Annotated in this window: 14 protein-coding genes; 7 read left to right on the top strand and 7 right to left on the bottom strand. The window is 68.6% G+C overall.

The window, feature by feature from the left end; genetic code table 11:
- The first annotated feature begins 108 nt into the window (after window positions 1-108).
- A complete protein-coding gene (gene norR / locus A9976_RS18850) occupies window positions 109-1,692 on the top strand; it encodes a nitric oxide reductase transcriptional regulator NorR (protein ID WP_183020267.1) in 1,584 nt (527 codons plus the stop codon).
- Here the strand turns inward: norR and A9976_RS18845 are convergent.
- The 5 genes from A9976_RS18845 to A9976_RS18825 all read right to left on the bottom strand — a co-directional run bounded on the left by A9976_RS18845 (window position 1,676) and on the right by A9976_RS18825 (window position 9,413).
- Window positions 1,676-2,596, bottom strand: a complete 921-nt coding sequence (locus A9976_RS18845; protein ID WP_183020266.1) for a DMT family transporter — start codon at window positions 2,594-2,596, stop codon at window positions 1,676-1,678. The two genes, norR and A9976_RS18845, sit on opposite strands and share 17 nt — an antisense overlap.
- Before the next feature lie 88 nt (window positions 2,597-2,684).
- The gene (locus tag A9976_RS18840) at window positions 2,685-3,104 is read right to left on the bottom strand and encodes an FKBP-type peptidyl-prolyl cis-trans isomerase (protein ID WP_183020265.1); all 420 of its coding nucleotides are present in this window, start codon (window positions 3,102-3,104) and stop codon (window positions 2,685-2,687) included.
- Window positions 3,105-3,263: 159 nt separating this feature from the next.
- Window positions 3,264-4,406 carry an alanine--glyoxylate aminotransferase family protein gene (locus tag A9976_RS18835; RefSeq protein WP_183020264.1) on the bottom strand — a complete coding sequence of 381 codons (1,143 nt, stop codon included), beginning with the start codon at window positions 4,404-4,406 and terminating at the stop codon, window positions 3,264-3,266.
- 101 nt (window positions 4,407-4,507) lie between these two features.
- Window positions 4,508-7,801 (bottom strand): carboxyl transferase domain-containing protein, encoded by a 3,294-nt coding sequence (locus A9976_RS18830; protein ID WP_183020263.1) that lies wholly within the window; start codon window positions 7,799-7,801, stop codon window positions 4,508-4,510.
- 16 nt (window positions 7,802-7,817) lie between these two features.
- Complete coding sequence (locus A9976_RS18825; protein WP_183020262.1) at window positions 7,818-9,413, bottom strand: AMP-binding protein; 1,596 nt, start codon at window positions 9,411-9,413, stop codon at window positions 7,818-7,820.
- 300 nt (window positions 9,414-9,713) lie between these two features.
- On the opposite strand from A9976_RS18825, the gene A9976_RS18820 reads away from it, so the two are divergent.
- The gene (locus A9976_RS18820; protein WP_183020261.1) at window positions 9,714-10,436 is read left to right on the top strand and encodes a TetR/AcrR family transcriptional regulator; all 723 of its coding nucleotides are present in this window, start codon (window positions 9,714-9,716) and stop codon (window positions 10,434-10,436) included.
- A gap of 26 nt (window positions 10,437-10,462) precedes the next feature.
- Window positions 10,463-11,731 (top strand): branched-chain amino acid ABC transporter substrate-binding protein, encoded by a 1,269-nt coding sequence (locus A9976_RS18815; RefSeq protein WP_183020260.1) that lies wholly within the window; start codon window positions 10,463-10,465, stop codon window positions 11,729-11,731.
- Between the two features lie 29 nt (window positions 11,732-11,760).
- Here the strand turns inward: A9976_RS18815 and A9976_RS18810 are convergent, their stop codons facing one another.
- A complete protein-coding gene (locus A9976_RS18810) occupies window positions 11,761-12,486 on the bottom strand; it encodes a YggS family pyridoxal phosphate-dependent enzyme (protein ID WP_183020259.1) in 726 nt (241 codons plus the stop codon).
- Window positions 12,487-12,523: 37 nt separating this feature from the next.
- Between A9976_RS18810 and A9976_RS18805 the strand changes: the two genes are divergently transcribed.
- The 4 genes from A9976_RS18805 to A9976_RS18790 all read left to right on the top strand — a co-directional run bounded on the left by A9976_RS18805 (window position 12,524) and on the right by A9976_RS18790 (window position 16,522).
- A complete protein-coding gene (locus A9976_RS18805; RefSeq protein ID WP_183020258.1) occupies window positions 12,524-13,567 on the top strand; it encodes a type IV pilus twitching motility protein PilT in 1,044 nt (347 codons plus the stop codon).
- A 31-nt stretch (window positions 13,568-13,598) separates the two neighbouring features.
- On the top strand, window positions 13,599-14,231 hold the full coding sequence (locus A9976_RS18800) for a cyclic nucleotide-binding domain-containing protein (protein WP_183020257.1): 633 nt from the start codon (window positions 13,599-13,601) through the stop codon (window positions 14,229-14,231).
- 117 nt (window positions 14,232-14,348) lie between these two features.
- Window positions 14,349-15,485, top strand: a complete 1,137-nt coding sequence (locus A9976_RS18795) for a PilT/PilU family type 4a pilus ATPase (protein ID WP_012202997.1) — start codon at window positions 14,349-14,351, stop codon at window positions 15,483-15,485.
- A gap of 125 nt (window positions 15,486-15,610) precedes the next feature.
- Window positions 15,611-16,522, top strand: coding sequence for an NAD(P)-dependent oxidoreductase (locus tag A9976_RS18790; RefSeq protein ID WP_013804430.1), 912 nt, complete (start codon window positions 15,611-15,613; stop codon window positions 16,520-16,522).
- A 198-nt stretch (window positions 16,523-16,720) separates the two neighbouring features.
- Here the strand turns inward: A9976_RS18790 and A9976_RS18785 are convergent.
- Window positions 16,721-16,941 (bottom strand): integrase core domain-containing protein (locus A9976_RS18785; protein ID WP_183017419.1); only part of this gene is annotated, 221 nt, incomplete at its 5' end.

Raw genomic sequence — 16,941 nt, 5'->3', positions numbered from 1 at the left:
GCAAGTGCCGTGCCAGGACTGCATCCCTTGCAGAACAAGGGTTTGGCGTTTCATGAGTCAATATGACCTTCGTCAAATCGAGTCTTTTTGACAGCGATCGCAGTCTTTATGACCACATCCACCGCCCTGCACGCCCTGACCCCCCTGGTGGCCGACCTGGCCCAGGACCTGCCCGAGCGCGAGCGCTTTCGCCGCCTGCTGGCGGCCCTGCGCGCCGTGCTGCCGGCCGATGCTGCCGCCCTGCTGCGGCTGGAGGGCGAGTGGCTGCGCCCCGTGGCCATCGATGGCCTGGTGCCCGATGCGCTGGGCCGGCGCTTTCGCATTGCCGAGCACCCGCGCTTTGCCCAGCTGCTGGCCGCTGGCCAGGCCATGCGCTTTGCACCCGACAGCCCGCTGCCCGATCCCTATGACGGCCTGGTGGCCCAGGGCCATGGACCGCTGGAGGTGCACGACTGCATGGGCTGCGTGCTGCAGTCGGGCGGCCTGCCCTGGGGCCTTCTCACGCTGGACGCGCTGGACCCGGGGCGCTTTGCCGACCCGGCCGCGCTGGCGGCGCTGCAGGCCTTCAGCAACCTGGCAGCGGCCACCGTGACCACGTCCGAGCGGCTGCGCCGGTTGGCGCGCAGTGCGCGCGCCCTGCCCGCGCCCGGCGCCGCCCCGGGGGGCGAGTCATCGCGTCCGCTGATCGGCCAGAGCCCGGCCATGCGCGCGCTGCAAAAGGACATCGCCCTGGTCGCTGCCAGCGACCTCAACGTGCTGGTCACGGGCGAGACCGGCACGGGCAAGGAACTGGTGGCCCAGGCCGTGCATGCGCAGTCGGCGCGTGCGGGCCGGGCGCTGGTCAGCATCAACTGCGCGGCCCTGCCCGACAACCTGGTCGAAAGCGAGCTGTTCGGCCATGTGCGCGGCGCCTTCACGGGCGCACTGTCCGAGCGCAGCGGCAAGTTCGAGCAGGCCGACCAGGGCACGCTGTTCCTGGACGAAGTGGGCGAGCTGTCCCTGGCCGTGCAGGCCAAGCTGCTGCGCGTGCTGCAAAGCGGCCAGCTGCAGCGCCTGGGCTCGGACCGCGAACACCATGTGGACGTGCGCGTGATCGCCGCCACCAACCGCGACCTGGCCGCCGAGGTGGCGGCAGGCCGCATGCGCGCCGACTTCTTCCATCGCCTGAGCGTCTACCCGCTGCGCGTGCCCGCGCTGCGCGAGCGCGACAGCGACGTGCTGATGCTGGCTGGCTTCTTCCTCGAGGAAAACCGCTCGCGCCTGGGCCTGGGCGGCCTGCGCCTGCATCCCGCCGCGCAATCGGCCCTGCTGGCCCAGGACTGGCCCGGCAATGTGCGGGAACTGGAACACCTCATCAGCCGCGGCGTGCTGCGGGCGCTGAGCCGTGCGCCCTCCGCCGCTCCGGCCAGTGGCCGGGCACGCATGGTCACGCTGGGGCAGGCCGATCTCTGGGATGCCGCGCAGCCCCCGGCGACGGCCACCCCGTCCCTGCCCGTCCCACAGGCCGCATCGCCCGGCGCCACCCCCCAAGGCCTGCGCGAAGCCGTGGAGAGCTACGAGCGCCATCTGATCGAAGCCAGCCTGCAGCGCCACCAAGGCAGCTGGGCCGCCGCCGCACGCGAACTGCAGATGGACCGCGCCAACCTGCAGCGGCTGGCGCGACGGCTGGGACTGGTCAGGCAGGACGCCTGAGCGACTTCAGCCACCCATGCCCGCTCACCAGCAACACCCCGGCCAGCACCATCAGTGCCCCGGCCAGGAAGCTGGGCTCGATGGGCTCGCTGAGCAGCCAGGCACCGAAGACCACGCCGAAGATGGGCGTCATGAAAGAGAACACGCCCAGGCGAGAGGCCAGGTATTGCGTGAGCAGCCAGAACCAGACCAGGAAGCTCACGAAGCAGACCAGCACGGACTGGAAGGCCAGGCCGGCCCAGGCCAGCGGCGTGGGCTCGAAGCGGGTCTGTCCCAGCACGAAGGCGGCTGGCAGGAGCAGTGCAAAGCCTATGGCCAGCTGGTAGAGCAGGGTCTGTGCGGCGGACAGCGATGCCAGCCGCGTGGTGCGGATGGCCACCGTGGTGGCGCCCCAGGCCACGCCGGCGGCCAGCGCCAGCAGGTCGCCCTGCAGCATGGCGGCGGCGCCCGCCAACGAAGGCTTGCCGCCGCCCAGGAAGGCCAGCGCTATGCCGGCAAAGGCCAGTGCGATGCCCAGCCATTGCAGCGGTGCCAGGCGCTCCGATGGCAGCTTCCAGTGCAGGCCCAGCGCCGCGAACACGGGGGCGGAATACAGGAAGACCACCACATGGGCGGCCGAGGTGTGGTTGATGTTCTCGCCCACCAGCAGGAATTCCAGCGAAAACAACGTGCCCACGGCCAGGCCAGGGCGCCAGCTGCCATCGCCCCACTGCACGCGCATGCCGCGCCAGCGCATGAACAGCCACACCAGCACGGCGCCCGCACCCGAGCGCAGCGCGATCTGCAGCGTGGGCGCAATGTCGCCAGCCGTGGCCTTGAGCAGGATTTGCTGCAGGCTCCAGATCAGGCACAGCATGAGCATCAGCGCGGCGGCGCGCGCGTCCAGCGGTTGGCGTGAGTCCACGGCATATCCCTTTCGGCGACCGTAAAAAAGCCGGCCCGCAGGCCGGCTTTGCATCAAGCGGAGGCTGGCCTGGCCAGCGGGCCCGCCATCACTTGATGCCCAGCAGTTCCACCTCGAAGTTCAGCGTGGCGTTGGGCGGGATCACGCTGCCCGCGCCACGGCTGCCGTAGGCGATGGAGGGCGGGCAGGTCAGCTTGGCCTTGCCGCCGACCTTCATCTTCTGCACGCCTTCGGTCCAGCAGGGGATGACGCCGGTCAAGGGGAATTCGATGGGCTGGCCACGCGTGATGGAGCTGTCGAAGTCCTTGCCCGAGTCGGGGAAGTAGCCGCGGTAGTGCACGCGCACCGTGTCGCTGGCCTTGGGGCTGGCGCCCGTGCCTTCCTTGAGGCTTTCGTAGACCAGGCCGCTGGCCGTGGTGACGGGTTCGGCCGCATGGACAGCCACACCGGTCAGTGCGGCGAGCATCAGGCCACAGGAGGCGGCCAGGGTGGTGAGGGTCTTGTTCATCAGGGTTCTTTCAAATCAAAAAATGCATTCAACAGCAATGCCATGCCGTGCGGCCTCAAGCGCTGACACTGCCTGAAGGCGGGACGCCGAGCAAGAGCCGCCTCGCGGCGGGGGCACCTAGCCGAGGGCGTCGTCCCCCGGGGGAAGCGGCGCAGCCGCTCAGGGGGTGCCATTTACACCAATGTCGTCCAGCGCTTTGGCGATGTGGCCGACGGTGCGGTCCACGTTGTGCCATTTTTCCAGGCCGAACAGGCCGATGCGGAAGGTCTTGAAGTCCGGGCCCTCGTCGCACTGCAGCGGAACGCCCGAGGCGGTCTGCAGGCCGGCTTCCATGAACTTCTTGCCGCTCTGGATGCCGGGGTCGGTGGTGTAGCTGACCACGACGCCGGGGGCCTTCCAGCCTTCGGCAGCCACGCTGGGAAAGCCGCGCGACTCCAGCAGGGCGCGCACCTTGGCGCCCAGGGCGATCTGCTCGTCGCGCACCTTGGCGAAGCCGTAGGCACGCGTCTCCAGCATCACGTCGCGCAGGCGCACCAGGGCGTCGGTGGGCATGGTGGTGTGGTAGGCGTGCTGGCCTTTTTCGTAGCCCTCGGCGATCTGCATCCACTTCTTGAGGTCGCAGGAGAAACTGGAGCTTTTCGTGTGCTCGATGGCTTCGCGCGCACGCTGCGAGAGCATGACCATGGCGCAGCACGGCGAGCTGCTCCAGCCCTTTTGCGGCGCGCTGATCAGCACGTCCACGCCGGTCTTTTCCATGTCCACCCACATGGCGCCCGAGGCCACGCAGTCCAGCACGAAGAGCGCGCCCACCTCGTGCGCAGCATCGGCCACGGCGCGCAGGTAGCTGTCGCTGAGGATGATGCCGCTGGCCGTCTCCACATGGGGGGCGAACACGACCTTGGGTTTTTCAGCGCGGATGGCGGCGGCCACGTCCTCGGCAGCGCAGGGCGCCCAGGGGTCCTGGCTGCCCGGTCCCTGGCGGCGCGCCTTGCAGACCACGGCGCCACCGCCCAGGCCGCCTTCCTCGAAGATCTGGGTCCAGCGGTAGCTGAACCAGCCGTTGCGCACGATGAGCACCTTTTCGCGATTGGCGAACTGGCGCGCCACGGCCTCCATGCCGAAGGTGCCGCTGCCCGGCACCAGCACGGCCGTATGGGCGTGGTAGACCTCCTGCAGCGTGGTGAGGATGTCCTGCATCACGCCCGCGAAGCGCTTGGACATGTGGTTGAGCGCGCGGTCGGTGTAGACCACCGAGAATTCGAGCAGGCCGTCGGGATCGATATCGGGCAGAAGTCCGGGCATGGGGAGGTCTCCAGAGGCAGCGGGGCCTGCACGGCAGGCCCGCCATCATGTTCGTCGAAAAGGCGGCCAGCTTAGCATGCCGCCCGTGGCGTTTTCAGGGCCTACCAGGTGTCCACGAAGCCGGCCTGGGCAGGCGCAACGCGCGCCCCCGCCAGGCCGCGCGACAGCCAGGCGCGCGTGTCGGCGGGGTCGATGACGGCGTCGATCTCCAGCGTGCCGGCCATGTGCATGGCCTCGCCGTGGGCGTACTGCTGGGCCAGCAGCCGGTCGAACAGGGCGTTGCGCTCGGCGCCCTCGGGCAAGGCCTCCAGTTCCTTGCGAAAGCCCAGGCGCACGGCGCCTTCCAGACCCATGGCACCGAACTCGCCCGTGGGCCAGGCCACGTTGAACACAGGCGCATGGAAGCTGCCCGCCGTCATGCCCATGGCCCCCAGGCCGTAGCCCTTGCGCAGCACCACGCTGAAATACGGCACGCGCAGCTTGGCGGCGGTGACGAACAGGCGGCTGACATGGCGCACCTGGGCGGTCTTCTCGATCTCGGGGCCGACCATGAAGCCGGGAGTGTCCACCAGGCTCACGATGGGCAGGCCATGGGCATTGCAAAGCTGCATGAAGCGCGCGGCCTTGTCGGCCGCATCGGCATCGATGGCGCCGCCCAGATGGGAGGGGTTGTTGGCCATGAGCCCCACGGGCCGGCCTTCGATGCGCGCCAGCGCCGTGTGGATGCCTGCGCCAAAGCCCGTGCGCAGCATCAGCAGACTGCCTTCGTCCACCAGATGCGCCATGGCCGCACGCGTGTCGTAGGCGCGCAGCCGGTTCTCGGGCACCACATGGCGCAGGACGCGCGTGTCGGGCGCGGTCCAGTCCGCCGTGCGACCCTGGAAGAACGACAGGTAGTGGCGCGCCGCGGCCACGGCTTCGGCCTCGTCCTCGACCAGCACGTCGATCACGCCATTGGCATGCTGCACGCTGCTGGGGCCGACCTGCTCGGGCCGGAACACGCCCAGCCCGCCACCCTCGATCATGGCAGGCCCGCCCATACCGATGCAGCTGGCGCGCGTGGCGATGATCACGTCGCTGCAGCCCAGCAGGGCCGCGTTGCCCGCGAAGCAGCGGCCGTGCGTGATGCCGACCACGGGCACCTGGCCCGACAGCGCCGCATAGGCGGCGAAGGTGTGCACATGCAGGCCGGCGACCACGGGGGTGTCGGTGTCGCCGGGGCGGCCGCCGCCGCCTTCGGCGAACAGCACCACGGGCAGCTTCTGTGCCAGCGCAATGCCCAGCATGCGGTCGGTCTTGGCATGGTTGCGCGCGCCCTGGGTGCCCGCCAGCACCGTGGCGTCATAGGACATGACGACGGCGCGCGAGCGCTCCTCGCCAAACTGCGCGCCGTTGATGGAGCCCATGCCCGTGACCATGCCGTCGGCCGGCGTGTTGGCGATCAGGTCTTCCATGCTGCGCCTGCGTGTCTGCGCGGCGATGGCCAGCGCGCCGTATTCGATGAAGCTGCCCTCATCGCAAAGGTCGGCAATGTTCTCGCGCGCACTGCGGCTGCCCTGGGCATGGCGCTTGGCCATGGCCTCGGGCCGGGCGGTGTCCAGCGTGAAGGCATGGCGGTCGATGACGCGGCGCAGGTCGGCACGGATGTGGTCGGGGTCCTGTGCGGACTGCTGCGCGCGTGCGTCGGCCTGCACGCCTTCGGCGGCGGCCAGCACCAGCAGGGGCTGGTCCTGGGCCACATAGGCACCGGCCTCGGCCAGCAGTTGCGCGATGGTGCCGGCCTGCGGCGCCAGCAGCACATGCTCCATCTTCATGGCTTCGAGCACGCCCAGCTCGGCGCCTGCGGCCACGGCATCGCCCAAGGCCACGCTCCACTGCACGATGCGCGCGGGCATGGGGGCCGTGATGGCGCCTTCGGGGACGGGCGCGCCAGCAGCCCCGGCCGCCGCCGGAACCTCGGCGGCCACATCCGTGCGGCGCGCGCCTTCGGCCAGCGCCTGGGCGTCCGCCACCAACTCGGGAAGGGCCTCTTCAAGCCAGCGTGTATGCACGGCCTGCGACGCCATCTCGGGCCGCCGGGCCAGCGCCTGCAGCAGCGGCAGGTTGGTGGCCAGGCCGTCGATGCGGCATTCGGCCAGCGCGCGGCGCGCGCGGCGCAGCACGTCTTCAAAGCGCGGCGCGCTGCTGTGCACGATGAGCTTGGCCAGCAGCGTGTCGTAGTGCGGCGAGGGACTGGTGCCCGCGACCGCATGCGTGTCGATGCGGATGCCGGGCCCGGCCGGCCACAGCAGTGTGCCTATGAGGCCGCTGCCGGGGCGCGACTGGCCTGCGGCATCCAGCGTCTCGGCATTGATGCGCCACTGCATGGCATAGCCGCGCGGCGCGGGCGGCGTCCTGGCATCCAGGCCCAGCTCGCCCAGGTGATCGCCCGCCGCAATGCGGATCTGGGCCTGCACCAGGTCGATGCCGAAGACTTCCTCGGTGATGGTGTGCTCCACCTGCAGGCGCGGGTTGGCCTCGATGAACACATAGGGCAGGGAGTCGGAGGCGGCATCGACCAGGAACTCGAAGGTGCCCAGGCTCTCGTAGCCGATCTCGGCCGCCATGCGCAGCGCGTCGCGCGTGATGCGCTCGCGCAGCGGCTGCGCCAGGCTGGGGCTGGGCGCGATCTCCACCAGCTTCTGGAAGCGCCGCTGCAGCGTGCATTCGCGCTCGCCCAGCGCGATGGGGCCTGCGCCGCCGTCGCCCAGGATCTGTACCTCGATATGGCGTGCGCCCGTCATCAGCCGCTCCACATAGACGCCGTCCACGCCGAAGGCGGCACGTGCCTCGCTGCGGCAGCGCTCGTAGGCGGCAGGCAGGTCCTCGGCGCGCGCCACGGCGCGCATGCCGCGCCCGCCGCCACCGCCGATGGCCTTGACCATGATGCCGCTTGCGCCCCCGGCCTGCTGCGCCTCGAAGAAGGCCTGGGCCTGTTCCAGCGTAACGGCCTCGCTGCTGCCCGGCATCAGCGGCACGCCGCAGCGGCGCGCCAGATCGCGTGCGCGTGCCTTGTCGCCCAGCAGTGCCAGGTGCTCCGGCGTGGGGCCGATGAAGCGCAGGCCCGCATCGGCACAGGCCTGGGCAAAGCCCGCGTTCTCGCTGAGAAAGCCGTAGCCGGGATGGATGCCGTCGCAGCCGTGCTCGCGCGCAATGCGCAGCAGGTGGGCGCCGTCAAGGTAGGCCGAGGGGCCGCTGGCGCCCAAGGGCACGGCCGCATCGGCAGCGGATACATGGGGCGCCTGCGCATCGTCCGCGGCATGGACCGCCAGGCTGGGCACGCCCAGCTCGCGCAGCGCGCGCACGATGCGCAGCGCGATCTCGCCGCGGTTGGCAATCAGGATCTTCTGGAACATGGGACTTCGGTCTTTCTCATTGATCGCGCAGCAAGCGACGCAGCACCTTGCCCGCGCCGGTGGCGGGCAGCGCCTCGATGAAACGCACCTCGCGCGGCGCCTTGTAGCTGGCCATGTTCTCGCGCGACCACTGCACCAGGTCCTCGGCCGCGATCTGCTGGCCCGGCCGCGTGACGATGAAGGCGCGCACGACCTCGCCCTTTTGCGGGTCGGGCACGCCGATCACGGCGGCCTGGGCCACGGCCGGGTGCTTGATGAGGATGGCCTCCACCTCCTCGGGGAAGACGCTGTAGCCTGAGACCTTGATCATTTCCTTGAAGCGGCCGATGAAGGTCAGGTAGCCGTCGGCGTCGATGCGGCCCATGTCGCCCGTGTGCACCCAGCCGTTCTTCAGGGTCTTGGCCGTGGCCTCGGGCTTGTTCCAGTAGCCCTTGAAGTTGCCGGGGCCGCGGATGGTGATCTCGCCCACTTCGCCGGCCGGTAGCGGCTCGCCGGTCTCGGGGTCGATGATGCGCACCTCGTTGCCGGGCAGCGGCTTGCCGTGCGTGCCCCAGCGGATGGCTTCGCCGGGCATGGAGGTGTCCATGGTGTGGGTCTCGCTCAGACCATAGGCCGCCTCGCTGGAGATGCAGTTCGGGGTGAAGCGCTTCCACTGCCGCGCCAGCTCCTCGGTGTAGGAAATGCCGAAGCTGGTCACGGTGTTGCGGCGCAGCGCGGAAAAGTCCATGGCCTCCACGCCCGGCAGCTGCATCACGGCCACGTTCATGGGCGCGATGCTGTACCACCAGGTCACTCGGTAGCGCTCCAGGGCCTGGGCCACGGCCAGCGGGTCGAAGCGGTGCAGCACAACACAGGTGGCGCCGCTGTGCACAGGCATGTTCACGCCCATGGACATGCCGGCAATGTGATAGAGCGGCGCCACGGCCAGCAGCATGTCCCCGGCATTCACGCCCGTGGCGCTGGAGGCCCCGGCCGTCTTGCTGGCCGCGTTGCCGTAGCTGAGCATGGCGCCCTTGGGCAGTCCCGTCGTGCCCGAGGTATAGGTCATCAGCGAGACATCGTCCATGGCGACATCGACGGGCACGGGCTTGGCGCCGCTGTGCATGACATCCCAGAACGATTCCACGCCCTCGGGCAGCGGCTGCACGGGGGCCTGCAGTTCGGGCGGCAGCGCCAGCGTGGCCGATTCAGGAAGCCAGTCGCCATAACGCACGGCCAGCACATGACTGAGCGCCGTGCTGGCGCGCACCTTGTCCACCACGGGCAGCAGCACATCGGCCGCGACGATGACGCGGGCCTTGAGGTCATCGAGCTGGTATTGCAGCTCATGCTCCTTGTTCAGCGGCCCGCAGGGGCAGACGATGGCGCCGATCTTCTGGATGCCGTAGTGCGCCACGATGTACTGCGGGCAGTTGTTCATGAACAGCGCCACGGGCTCGCCCCGGCCCACGCCCAGCGCCTGCAGCCGCGCGGCAAAGGCGTCGCTGGCCGCATCCATCTCGGCCCAGCTGATGTGGCGGCCATACCAGATGTAGGCGTCGCGGCCGGGGTGGTTGCGCGCATTGCGGCGCAGGGCCTCATGCAGGGGAATGAGGGTTTCGGAATCCGCCATGCTTGTCTCCTTGGCTCTATTTATTGCACGTTGCTCGGCGTATCGCCTCCAACCCATAAATCAGGCGCGGCCCAGCACAGGGACACCGAGCAAGGGCCGCCCCGCAGCGAGGGTGTCGTCCCCCTCCCGCAAAGCGAGAGAGGGGGAAGGCGCGAAGCGACTCAGGGGGCGTAGTCGCTCTTAGGGATAGCCTTGATTTGTTTTGGGGTCCAGCGGCTTGCCAATATATACCCGCTGGTAGAACATTGCTACCCATCGGTATAACCATCGCAGCCACCGACGCGACACGAGATTTCCCGCATGCCCAAGCCCCCTGTCACCCCGCGCGGCCGCCAGCGCCTTCCCACGGCCGGCTCCGATGAAAAGCGCGAACGCATCCTCAAGGCAGCCGAGGCCCTGTTCGACCGCAACGGCTACGCCAACACCACGATGGAGCAGATCGTCCAGGCCCTGGGCGTGACCAAGCCCTTCGTCTACTACTACTTCCGCAACAAGCAGGAGATCTTCGAGACCCTGTGCTGGGCACCCACCGAGGCCTGCTTCACGGTGCTGGACTTCGCGGCCGACGATCCACGCGCCGCGCACGAGAAGGCCGTGGACGGCCTGCAGCGCCTGATCGCGGCCACCATTGCCCACTATCCGGCGGCCTTCTTTCCCTACCGCGAGCCCCAGGCCTTCAGCCCTGCGTACATGAAGGCCTCGCGCACGCTGGCGCGCCAGTTCTACCGCCAGTTCTGCGCGCTGCTCGAAGAAGGCCGCGCCAGCGGCCATCTCGATTTCCGCGAGACACGCATCACCGCCCAGGCCGCCTGCAGCCTGCCGGGCTTTCTCTACAACTGGTACCGCCCCGGCGGCCGCCTGGGCACGGCCGAGATGGTGGCCGAGCTGACCGAGCTGGCCAGCCGCGTGCTGGGCCTGCGCACGGCGCCAGCCACCGCGCCCGTAGCCATTGCCGCATCCCCCGCGAAAAAAACGCCTGCACGGCGCAGCCGGCCCCGTGCCGAGCCGCCCGGCAAGGACTGACGACCATTCCTTCGAGGAGACAAGACATGCCCGTACGCCGCTTTTCCCGGCCATCCATCGTTCTCGCCGCCGCCCTGCTGTGCAGCACGGCCGCCCACGCCCAGGGCGGCGAGACCTTCAAGATCGCCTTCATCGACCCGCTGTCCGGCCCCTTCGTCAGCACGGGCGAGCTGATGCGCGACCACGTGCAGTACGCGGTCGAGGACGTGAACGCCAAGGGCGGCCTGTTCAACGGCGCGAAGCTGCAGCTGCTGCAGTTCGACAGCAAGCTCTCGGCCCAGGAAAGCCAGGCCGCGCTGCAGGCGGCCATCGACCAGGGCGCGCGCGTGGTGGTGACGGGAGGTTCGGGCTCTTCGGTGGTGGCGGCCCTGGTGCAGGCAGCCTCGCGCCACAACCAGCGCAATCCGGGCAAGGAGGTGCTGGTGCTCAACCACTCCTCCATCGACCCCGAGCTGACGGGCAAGGCCTGCAGCTTCTGGCACTTCATGTTCGATGCCAACACCGCCATGCGCATGCAGGCGATTGCCAGCTACATCAAGACCCAGCCGGGCATCCGCAAGGTCTACCTGCTCAACCAGGACTACGCCCACGGCAAGCAGTGGGCGGCCTACGGGCGCCAGATGGTGAGCGCGGCCCGGCCCGACATCCAGTTCACGGGCGAGATGCTCCACCCCATAGGCCGGGTCAAGGACTTCGCGCCCTATGTGGCCAAGATCAAGGAAACGGGTGCGGACTCGGTGATCACGGGCAACTGGGGGCAGGACCTGACCCTGCTGCTCAAGTCGGCCGCCGACTCGGGCTATGAACTGCGCTACTTCAACCACAGCGCGGGCGGCATGCCGGGCACGGTGACATCCTTCGCCCAGACCCGCATCGGACAGCTGACCTGGGTGGCCGAATGGCACCCTGGCCAGGCCGGCCGCCCGCTGGCCGACGCCCGCGCCCAGGAATACAAGGCCCGCATGGGCAAGGACTTCCTGGCCCCGCGCATGGACCTGGTGCCGCGCATGCTGGCCGCCGCCATGGCCAAGGCACGGTCCACCGAGCCCGTGAAGATCGCGCTGGCCATGGAGGATTTGCAGATGGACACCGTGGTCGGCCCCGTGCGCATGCGCGGCAAGGACCACCAGCTGTTGCTGCCCCAGGTGGTCAATACCATCGCGCCCGTGGACGGCAAGCTGGTCAAGGCCGGCTGGGAAGGCACGAGCTACGGTTTTCGCACCGATGCCGTCTACACGCCCGAGCAGGTAGAACTGCCCACCGATTGTCAGATGAAGCGGCCCGGCAGCCGCTGAGGCTGAATATCCCGCCAGCTACGCCCCGCTCAGCGCGGGGCGTAGTTTCGTTGGCCGAAGATACCGCTGCCCACGCGCACCATGGTCGATCCGGCGGCCACGGCCGCTTCCAGATCGCCCGTCATCCCCATGGATATCGTGTCGAGGCGCTCCAGCCCCGGCAGGCCGCTGGCGCGGATCTGCGCGAAGACGGCGGTGGCGCGGGCATGCACCTCGCGCTGGGCCTCGAAGCCCGGCGCATCGTCGGGAATGCTCATCACGCCGCGCAGCACCAGGCGCGGCAGCTGCACGATGGCGGCGGCCAGCTCCAGCGCCTGCTGCGGCGCCACGCCGGCCTTGGTCTCGCCGCCATCCACATTCAGCTGGATGCAGACCTGCAGCGGCGCCAGGCCCTCGGGGCGCTGGGCCGACAGGCGCTCGGCGATCTTCAGGCGGTCCACGGTCTGGGCCCAGTCGAAATGCTCGGCCACCAGGCGCGTCTTGTTGCTCTGGATGGGACCTATGCAATGCCATTGCAGGGCCTCGCCGCCCGGCAGGGCCATGGCGCGCACGGCAGCGATCTTGTCCACGCCCTCCTGGATGTAGTTCTCGCCAAAGCTGCGCTCGCCGGCCAGCACGGCCTCGCGCACGGCGTCGGCGCCGAAGGTCTTGGAGACGGACAGCAATTGCACCGAGCCGGCCGCCCGGCCCGCCTGCGCGCAGGCCGAGGCAATCCGTTCGTGAATCTGTTGAAGCTTGTTTTCAATCGTCGTCATAATTGCCGCCAGCGTACCAAACGAGGGAGCGAACTCCGTGGACATCACCCAATTGCTGGCTTTCAGCGTCAAGAACAAGGCCTCCGACCTGCACCTGTCCGCGGGGCTGCCGCCGATGATCCGCGTGCACGGCGACGTGCGCCGCATCAATGTCGATCCGCTGGACCACAAGACCGTCCACGCCATGGTCTACGACATCATGACCGACTCCCAGCGCAAGGCCTACGAGGAGTTCCTTGAGGTGGACTTCTCGTTCGAGATCGAGGGCCTGGCGCGCTTCCGGGTCAACGCCTTCAACCAGTACCGGGGTGCGGCCGCCGTCTTCCGTACCATTCCCAGCAAGATCCTGACGCTGGAGCAGCTCAACGCGCCGCGCATCTTCGCCGACCTGGCGCTGAAGCCTCGCGGCCTGGTGCTGGTGACGGGGCCCACGGGCTCGGGCAAGTCCACCACGCTGGCCGGCATGGTCAACCACCTCAACGAGACCGAGTACGGGCACATCCTGACGGTGGAGGACCCCATTGAATTCGTGCACGACTCCAAGAAGTGCCTGATCAACCAGCGCGAGGTCGGCCCGATGACGCAGTCGTTCTCGGCCGCCCTGCGCTCGGCGCTGCGCGAGGACCCGGACGCCATCCTGGTGGGCGAAATGCGTGACCTGGAAACCATCCGCCTGGCCATGACTGCGGCCGAGACGGGCCACCTGGTCTTCGGCACCCTGCACACCTCCAGCGCCGCCAAGACCATCGACCGCATCATCGACGTGTTCCCCGCCGAGGAAAAGGAGATGGTGCGCGCCATGCTCTCCGAATCGCTGCAGGCCGTGATCTCGCAGACGCTGTGCAAGACCAAGGACGGCCAGGGCCGCATTGCCGCCCACGAAATCATGCTGGGCACCAGCGCCATCCGCAACCTGATCCGCGAGGCCAAGGTGGCCCAGATGTACTCCACCATCCAGACGAGTCAGAATGTGGGCATGCAGACGCTGGACCAGAACCTGACCGACCTGGTGCGGCGCAACCTGATCAGCCCCGCGGAAGCCCGCGCCAAGGCCAAGATACCGGAGAACTTCCCGGGCTGAGCCCTCCCCCTACCGCCTTGCGCCACGCGCCATGAAAAGCATTTTCCGCATGCTGAAAAACGGCCAGGAGGCTTCGGCCCCGGCTACCGAGTCGGCGTTCTTCACGACCACGCTGGCGGCGCATGGCTTTCTGGACCCGCATACGCCGCCCGTTCCCTGGGAGGCCCGCGCCATCGAGGTCGGCGCCACGCGGCTGCCGCGCGGCGGCGGCGGCCAGCTGGAGCAGCTGTGGTCGCGCGACCGCTACCTGGGCCAGCTGGACGCGGCCAGCCTGCAGCGGCTCAGTGAATACTTCATCTACGCGGCCGTGGCACCGCAGCGCGACGTGATCCGCCAGGAGGAGAACGGCAGCTTCATGGCCGTGGTGCTGTCCGGCCAGATCGCCGTGGAGCGCCAGCAGCCCTGGGGCGAGCGCATGCGCCTGGCGCAGACGCGGCCCGGCGACATCCTGGGCGAGATGTCCCTGCTGGACGGCGGGCCGCGCTTTTCCAGCTGCACCACGCTGACCGACTGCGAGATCGGCGTGCTCGGCGCCGAGGCGCTGGACGAGATGATGGTCAAGGACGCCGCGCTGGCCGCCAAGCTGATGGCGCTGCTGGCGCGCAAGCTCTCGTTCCGGCTGCGCGCCATCAGCGTGCGCCTGGGCGAAGAGCAGCACACATAGACAGTGAGTGAGTTGAATATGAGGACGCCTGGCCCCTGCGGGCCGGACCGGCCTACCTGCAAATAACAAAACAACCTGCGCGCCACAACGGCGCGCAATGCCCGGGGGAATACGGCAATGGAAAGAGATCAGGCCACCAAGTTCATCAACGACCTGCTCAAGCTCATGGTCAGCCGCAACGGCAGCGACTTGTTCATCACGGCGGAATTCCCGCCGGCGATCAAGATCGACGGGCGCATCACCAAGGTGTCGCCGCAGCCGCTGTCGCCCGTGCACACGCTGACGCTGGCGCGCTCGGTCATGAGCGACAAGCAGATCGCCGATTTCGAGCGCACCAAGGAGTGCAATTTCGCCATCTCGCCGCCGGGCATAGGGCGCTTTCGCGTCAATGCCTTCATCCAGCAGGGCCGCGTGGGCATGGTGATGCGGACGATTCCGCTGGCCCTGCCCACCATCGACAGCCTGGGCGTGCCCCAGGTGCTCAAGGAGGTGGCCATGACCAAGCGCGGCCTGTGCATCCTGGTCGGCGCCACGGGTTCGGGCAAGTCCACCACGCTGGCCGCCATGGTGGACTGGCGCAACGAGAGCTCCTACGGCCACATCGTGACCATCGAGGATCCCATCGAATTCGTGCACCCGCACAAGAACTGCGTGGTCACGCAGCGCGAAGTGGGCCTGGACACGGACAGCTGGGACGCGGCGCTCAAGAACTCCCTGCGCCAGGCGCCGGACGTGATCCTGATGGGCGAAATCCGCGACCGCGAGACCATGGAGCATGCCATCGCCTTCTCGGAAACCGGCCACCTGTGCCTGGCCACGCTGCACGCCAACAGCGCCAACCAGGCGCTGGACCGCATCGTCAACTTCTTCCCCGAGGACCGCCGCCCGCAGCTGCTGATGGACCTGTCGCTGAACCTGCGCGCCATGGTCTCCCAGCGCCTGCTGCCCAAGCAGGACAGCAAGGGCCGCGTGGCCGCCATCGAGGTGATGCTCAACTCGCCGCTGATCTCCGACCTGATCTTCAAGGGCGAGGTCACCGAGATCAAGGAGATCATGAAAAAGAGCCGCAACCTGGGCATGCAGACCTTCGACCAGGCGCTGTTCGACCTGTTCGAGTCCAACCTGGTCACCTACGAGGATGCACTGCGCAATGCCGACTCGGTCAACGACCTGCGGCTGCAGATCAAGCTGGGCAGCCAGCGCGCCAAGTCGCTGGACCTGGCGGCGGGCACCGAGCATTTCGCCATCGTCTGAGGGGCGTGCCATGCACGCCCTGACCGCGCCTTCAGTGCGCTGAGCCGGCATGCCGGCTCCTTCCAGGGCCGCGCCGGACGCGGCCCTGCGCCACCCGCCCCCCACCATCTCTCAGGATTGCTTCCATGTCCGACTCCTCCATCGCCGCCCGCAGCTATGCGGACACCGCCCCTCTTTCCGTGGCCTTCCTGGGGCTGGGCGTCATGGGCTACCCCATGGCCGGCCACCTGGCCACGGCGGGCCACCGCGTCACGGTCTACAACCGCACGCCGGCCAAGGCCCGCGCCTGGTGCGAGGAGTTCAACGGCGGCCATGCGGCCACGCCGCGCGAGGCCGTGGCTGGCGCCGACATCGTGTTCAGCTGCGTGGGCAATGACGATGACCTGCGCTCGGTCGTGCTGGGGCCGGACGGCGCCTTCGCGGGCATGCGCCGCGGCGCCATCTTCGCCGACCACACGACGGCATCGGCCGAAGTCGCGCGCGAGCTGCATGCGGCCGGGCTGGAACTGGGCCTGCAGTTCATCGACGCGCCCGTCTCGGGCGGCCAGGCAGGCGCCCAGAACGGCCAGCTCACCGTGATGTGCGGCGGCGACCAGGCCGCCTTCGCCACCATGCAGCCCGTGGCCATGGCCTTCTCGCGCGCCTGCACGCTGATGGGCGACAGCGGCGCCGGCCAGCTCACCAAGATGGTCAACCAGATCTGCATTGCGGGCCTGGTCCAGGGCCTGTCCGAGGCCATCGCCTTCGGCCAGCGCGCGGGCCTGGACATTCCCAGCGTGCTCGATGTCATCGGCAAGGGCGCAGCCCAGAGCTGGCAGATGGACAACCGCGGTCGCACCATGGCCGAAGGCAAGTTCGACTTCGGCTTTGCCGTGGACTGGATGCGCAAGGACCTGGGCCTGGTGCTGGCCGAGGCACAGCGCAATGGAGCCCGTTTGCCCGTCACGGCCCTGGTGGACCAGTTCTATGCCGATGTGCAGCAGATGGGCGGCAGGCGCTGGGATACCTCCAGCCTCATCAAGAGGCTCACCCCCTGAGCGGCTTACGCCGCTTCCCCCTCGTTGCACGGCGCCTCTCTACCCGCTTTGCGGGGGAGGGGGACGACGCCCTCGGCTAGGCGCCCCCGCCGCGAGGCGGCTCTTGCTCGGCGTCCCTGGCTTTTTGGTCGCGCCGGTTTCAAAGGTCGGTTGCAGTGGCTGACTCAGTAAGTGACCCGTCCTGCCATAGGTTGACACCTATGAAGGACACCGATCCGGCGTAATCCAGCCGGCCAGAGACGCCCGATGAACCTCATCGGGCGTTTTCAATTTTAGGGACAGGTGCGGTCTTTCCTGGTTGTAGATCTGCACGGCCTGCTGGACCATCCGGCTGGCCTGGGCCAGATCGGCAGGCCGATGCAGCAGGAACTCCATCTTCAAGATCCCGTTGACGCGCTCGGCCAGCGCGTTCTGATAGC

The organism is Delftia sp. UME58, assembly GCF_014170385.1.
Lineage (GTDB): Bacteria > Pseudomonadota > Gammaproteobacteria > Burkholderiales > Burkholderiaceae_C > Comamonas > Comamonas acidovorans.
This window is presented reverse-complemented; position numbering and strand designations above follow the sequence as displayed.

Excerpts from the sequence above, each read along its gene's own strand:
- A9976_RS18840 (WP_183020265.1), bottom strand. The coding sequence starts at position 3,104 with ATGAACAAGACCCTCACCACCCTGGCCGCCTCCTGTGGCCTGATGCTC.
- norR (WP_183020267.1), top strand. The coding sequence starts at position 109 with ATGACCACATCCACCGCCCTGCACGCCCTGACCCCCCTGGTGGCCGAC.
- A9976_RS18810 (WP_183020259.1), bottom strand. The coding sequence starts at position 12,486 with ATGACGACGATTGAAAACAAGCTTCAACAGATTCACGAACGGATTGCC.
- A9976_RS18790 (WP_013804430.1), top strand. The coding sequence starts at position 15,611 with ATGTCCGACTCCTCCATCGCCGCCCGCAGCTATGCGGACACCGCCCCT.
- A9976_RS18830 (WP_183020263.1), bottom strand. The coding sequence starts at position 7,801 with ATGTTCCAGAAGATCCTGATTGCCAACCGCGGCGAGATCGCGCTGCGC.
- A9976_RS18795 (WP_012202997.1), top strand. The coding sequence starts at position 14,349 with ATGGAAAGAGATCAGGCCACCAAGTTCATCAACGACCTGCTCAAGCTC.
- A9976_RS18815 (WP_183020260.1), top strand. The coding sequence starts at position 10,463 with ATGCCCGTACGCCGCTTTTCCCGGCCATCCATCGTTCTCGCCGCCGCC.
- A9976_RS18835 (WP_183020264.1), bottom strand. The coding sequence starts at position 4,406 with ATGCCCGGACTTCTGCCCGATATCGATCCCGACGGCCTGCTCGAATTC.
- A9976_RS18825 (WP_183020262.1), bottom strand. The coding sequence starts at position 9,413 with ATGGCGGATTCCGAAACCCTCATTCCCCTGCATGAGGCCCTGCGCCGC.
- A9976_RS18820 (WP_183020261.1), top strand. The coding sequence starts at position 9,714 with ATGCCCAAGCCCCCTGTCACCCCGCGCGGCCGCCAGCGCCTTCCCACG.
- A9976_RS18800 (WP_183020257.1), top strand. The coding sequence starts at position 13,599 with ATGAAAAGCATTTTCCGCATGCTGAAAAACGGCCAGGAGGCTTCGGCC.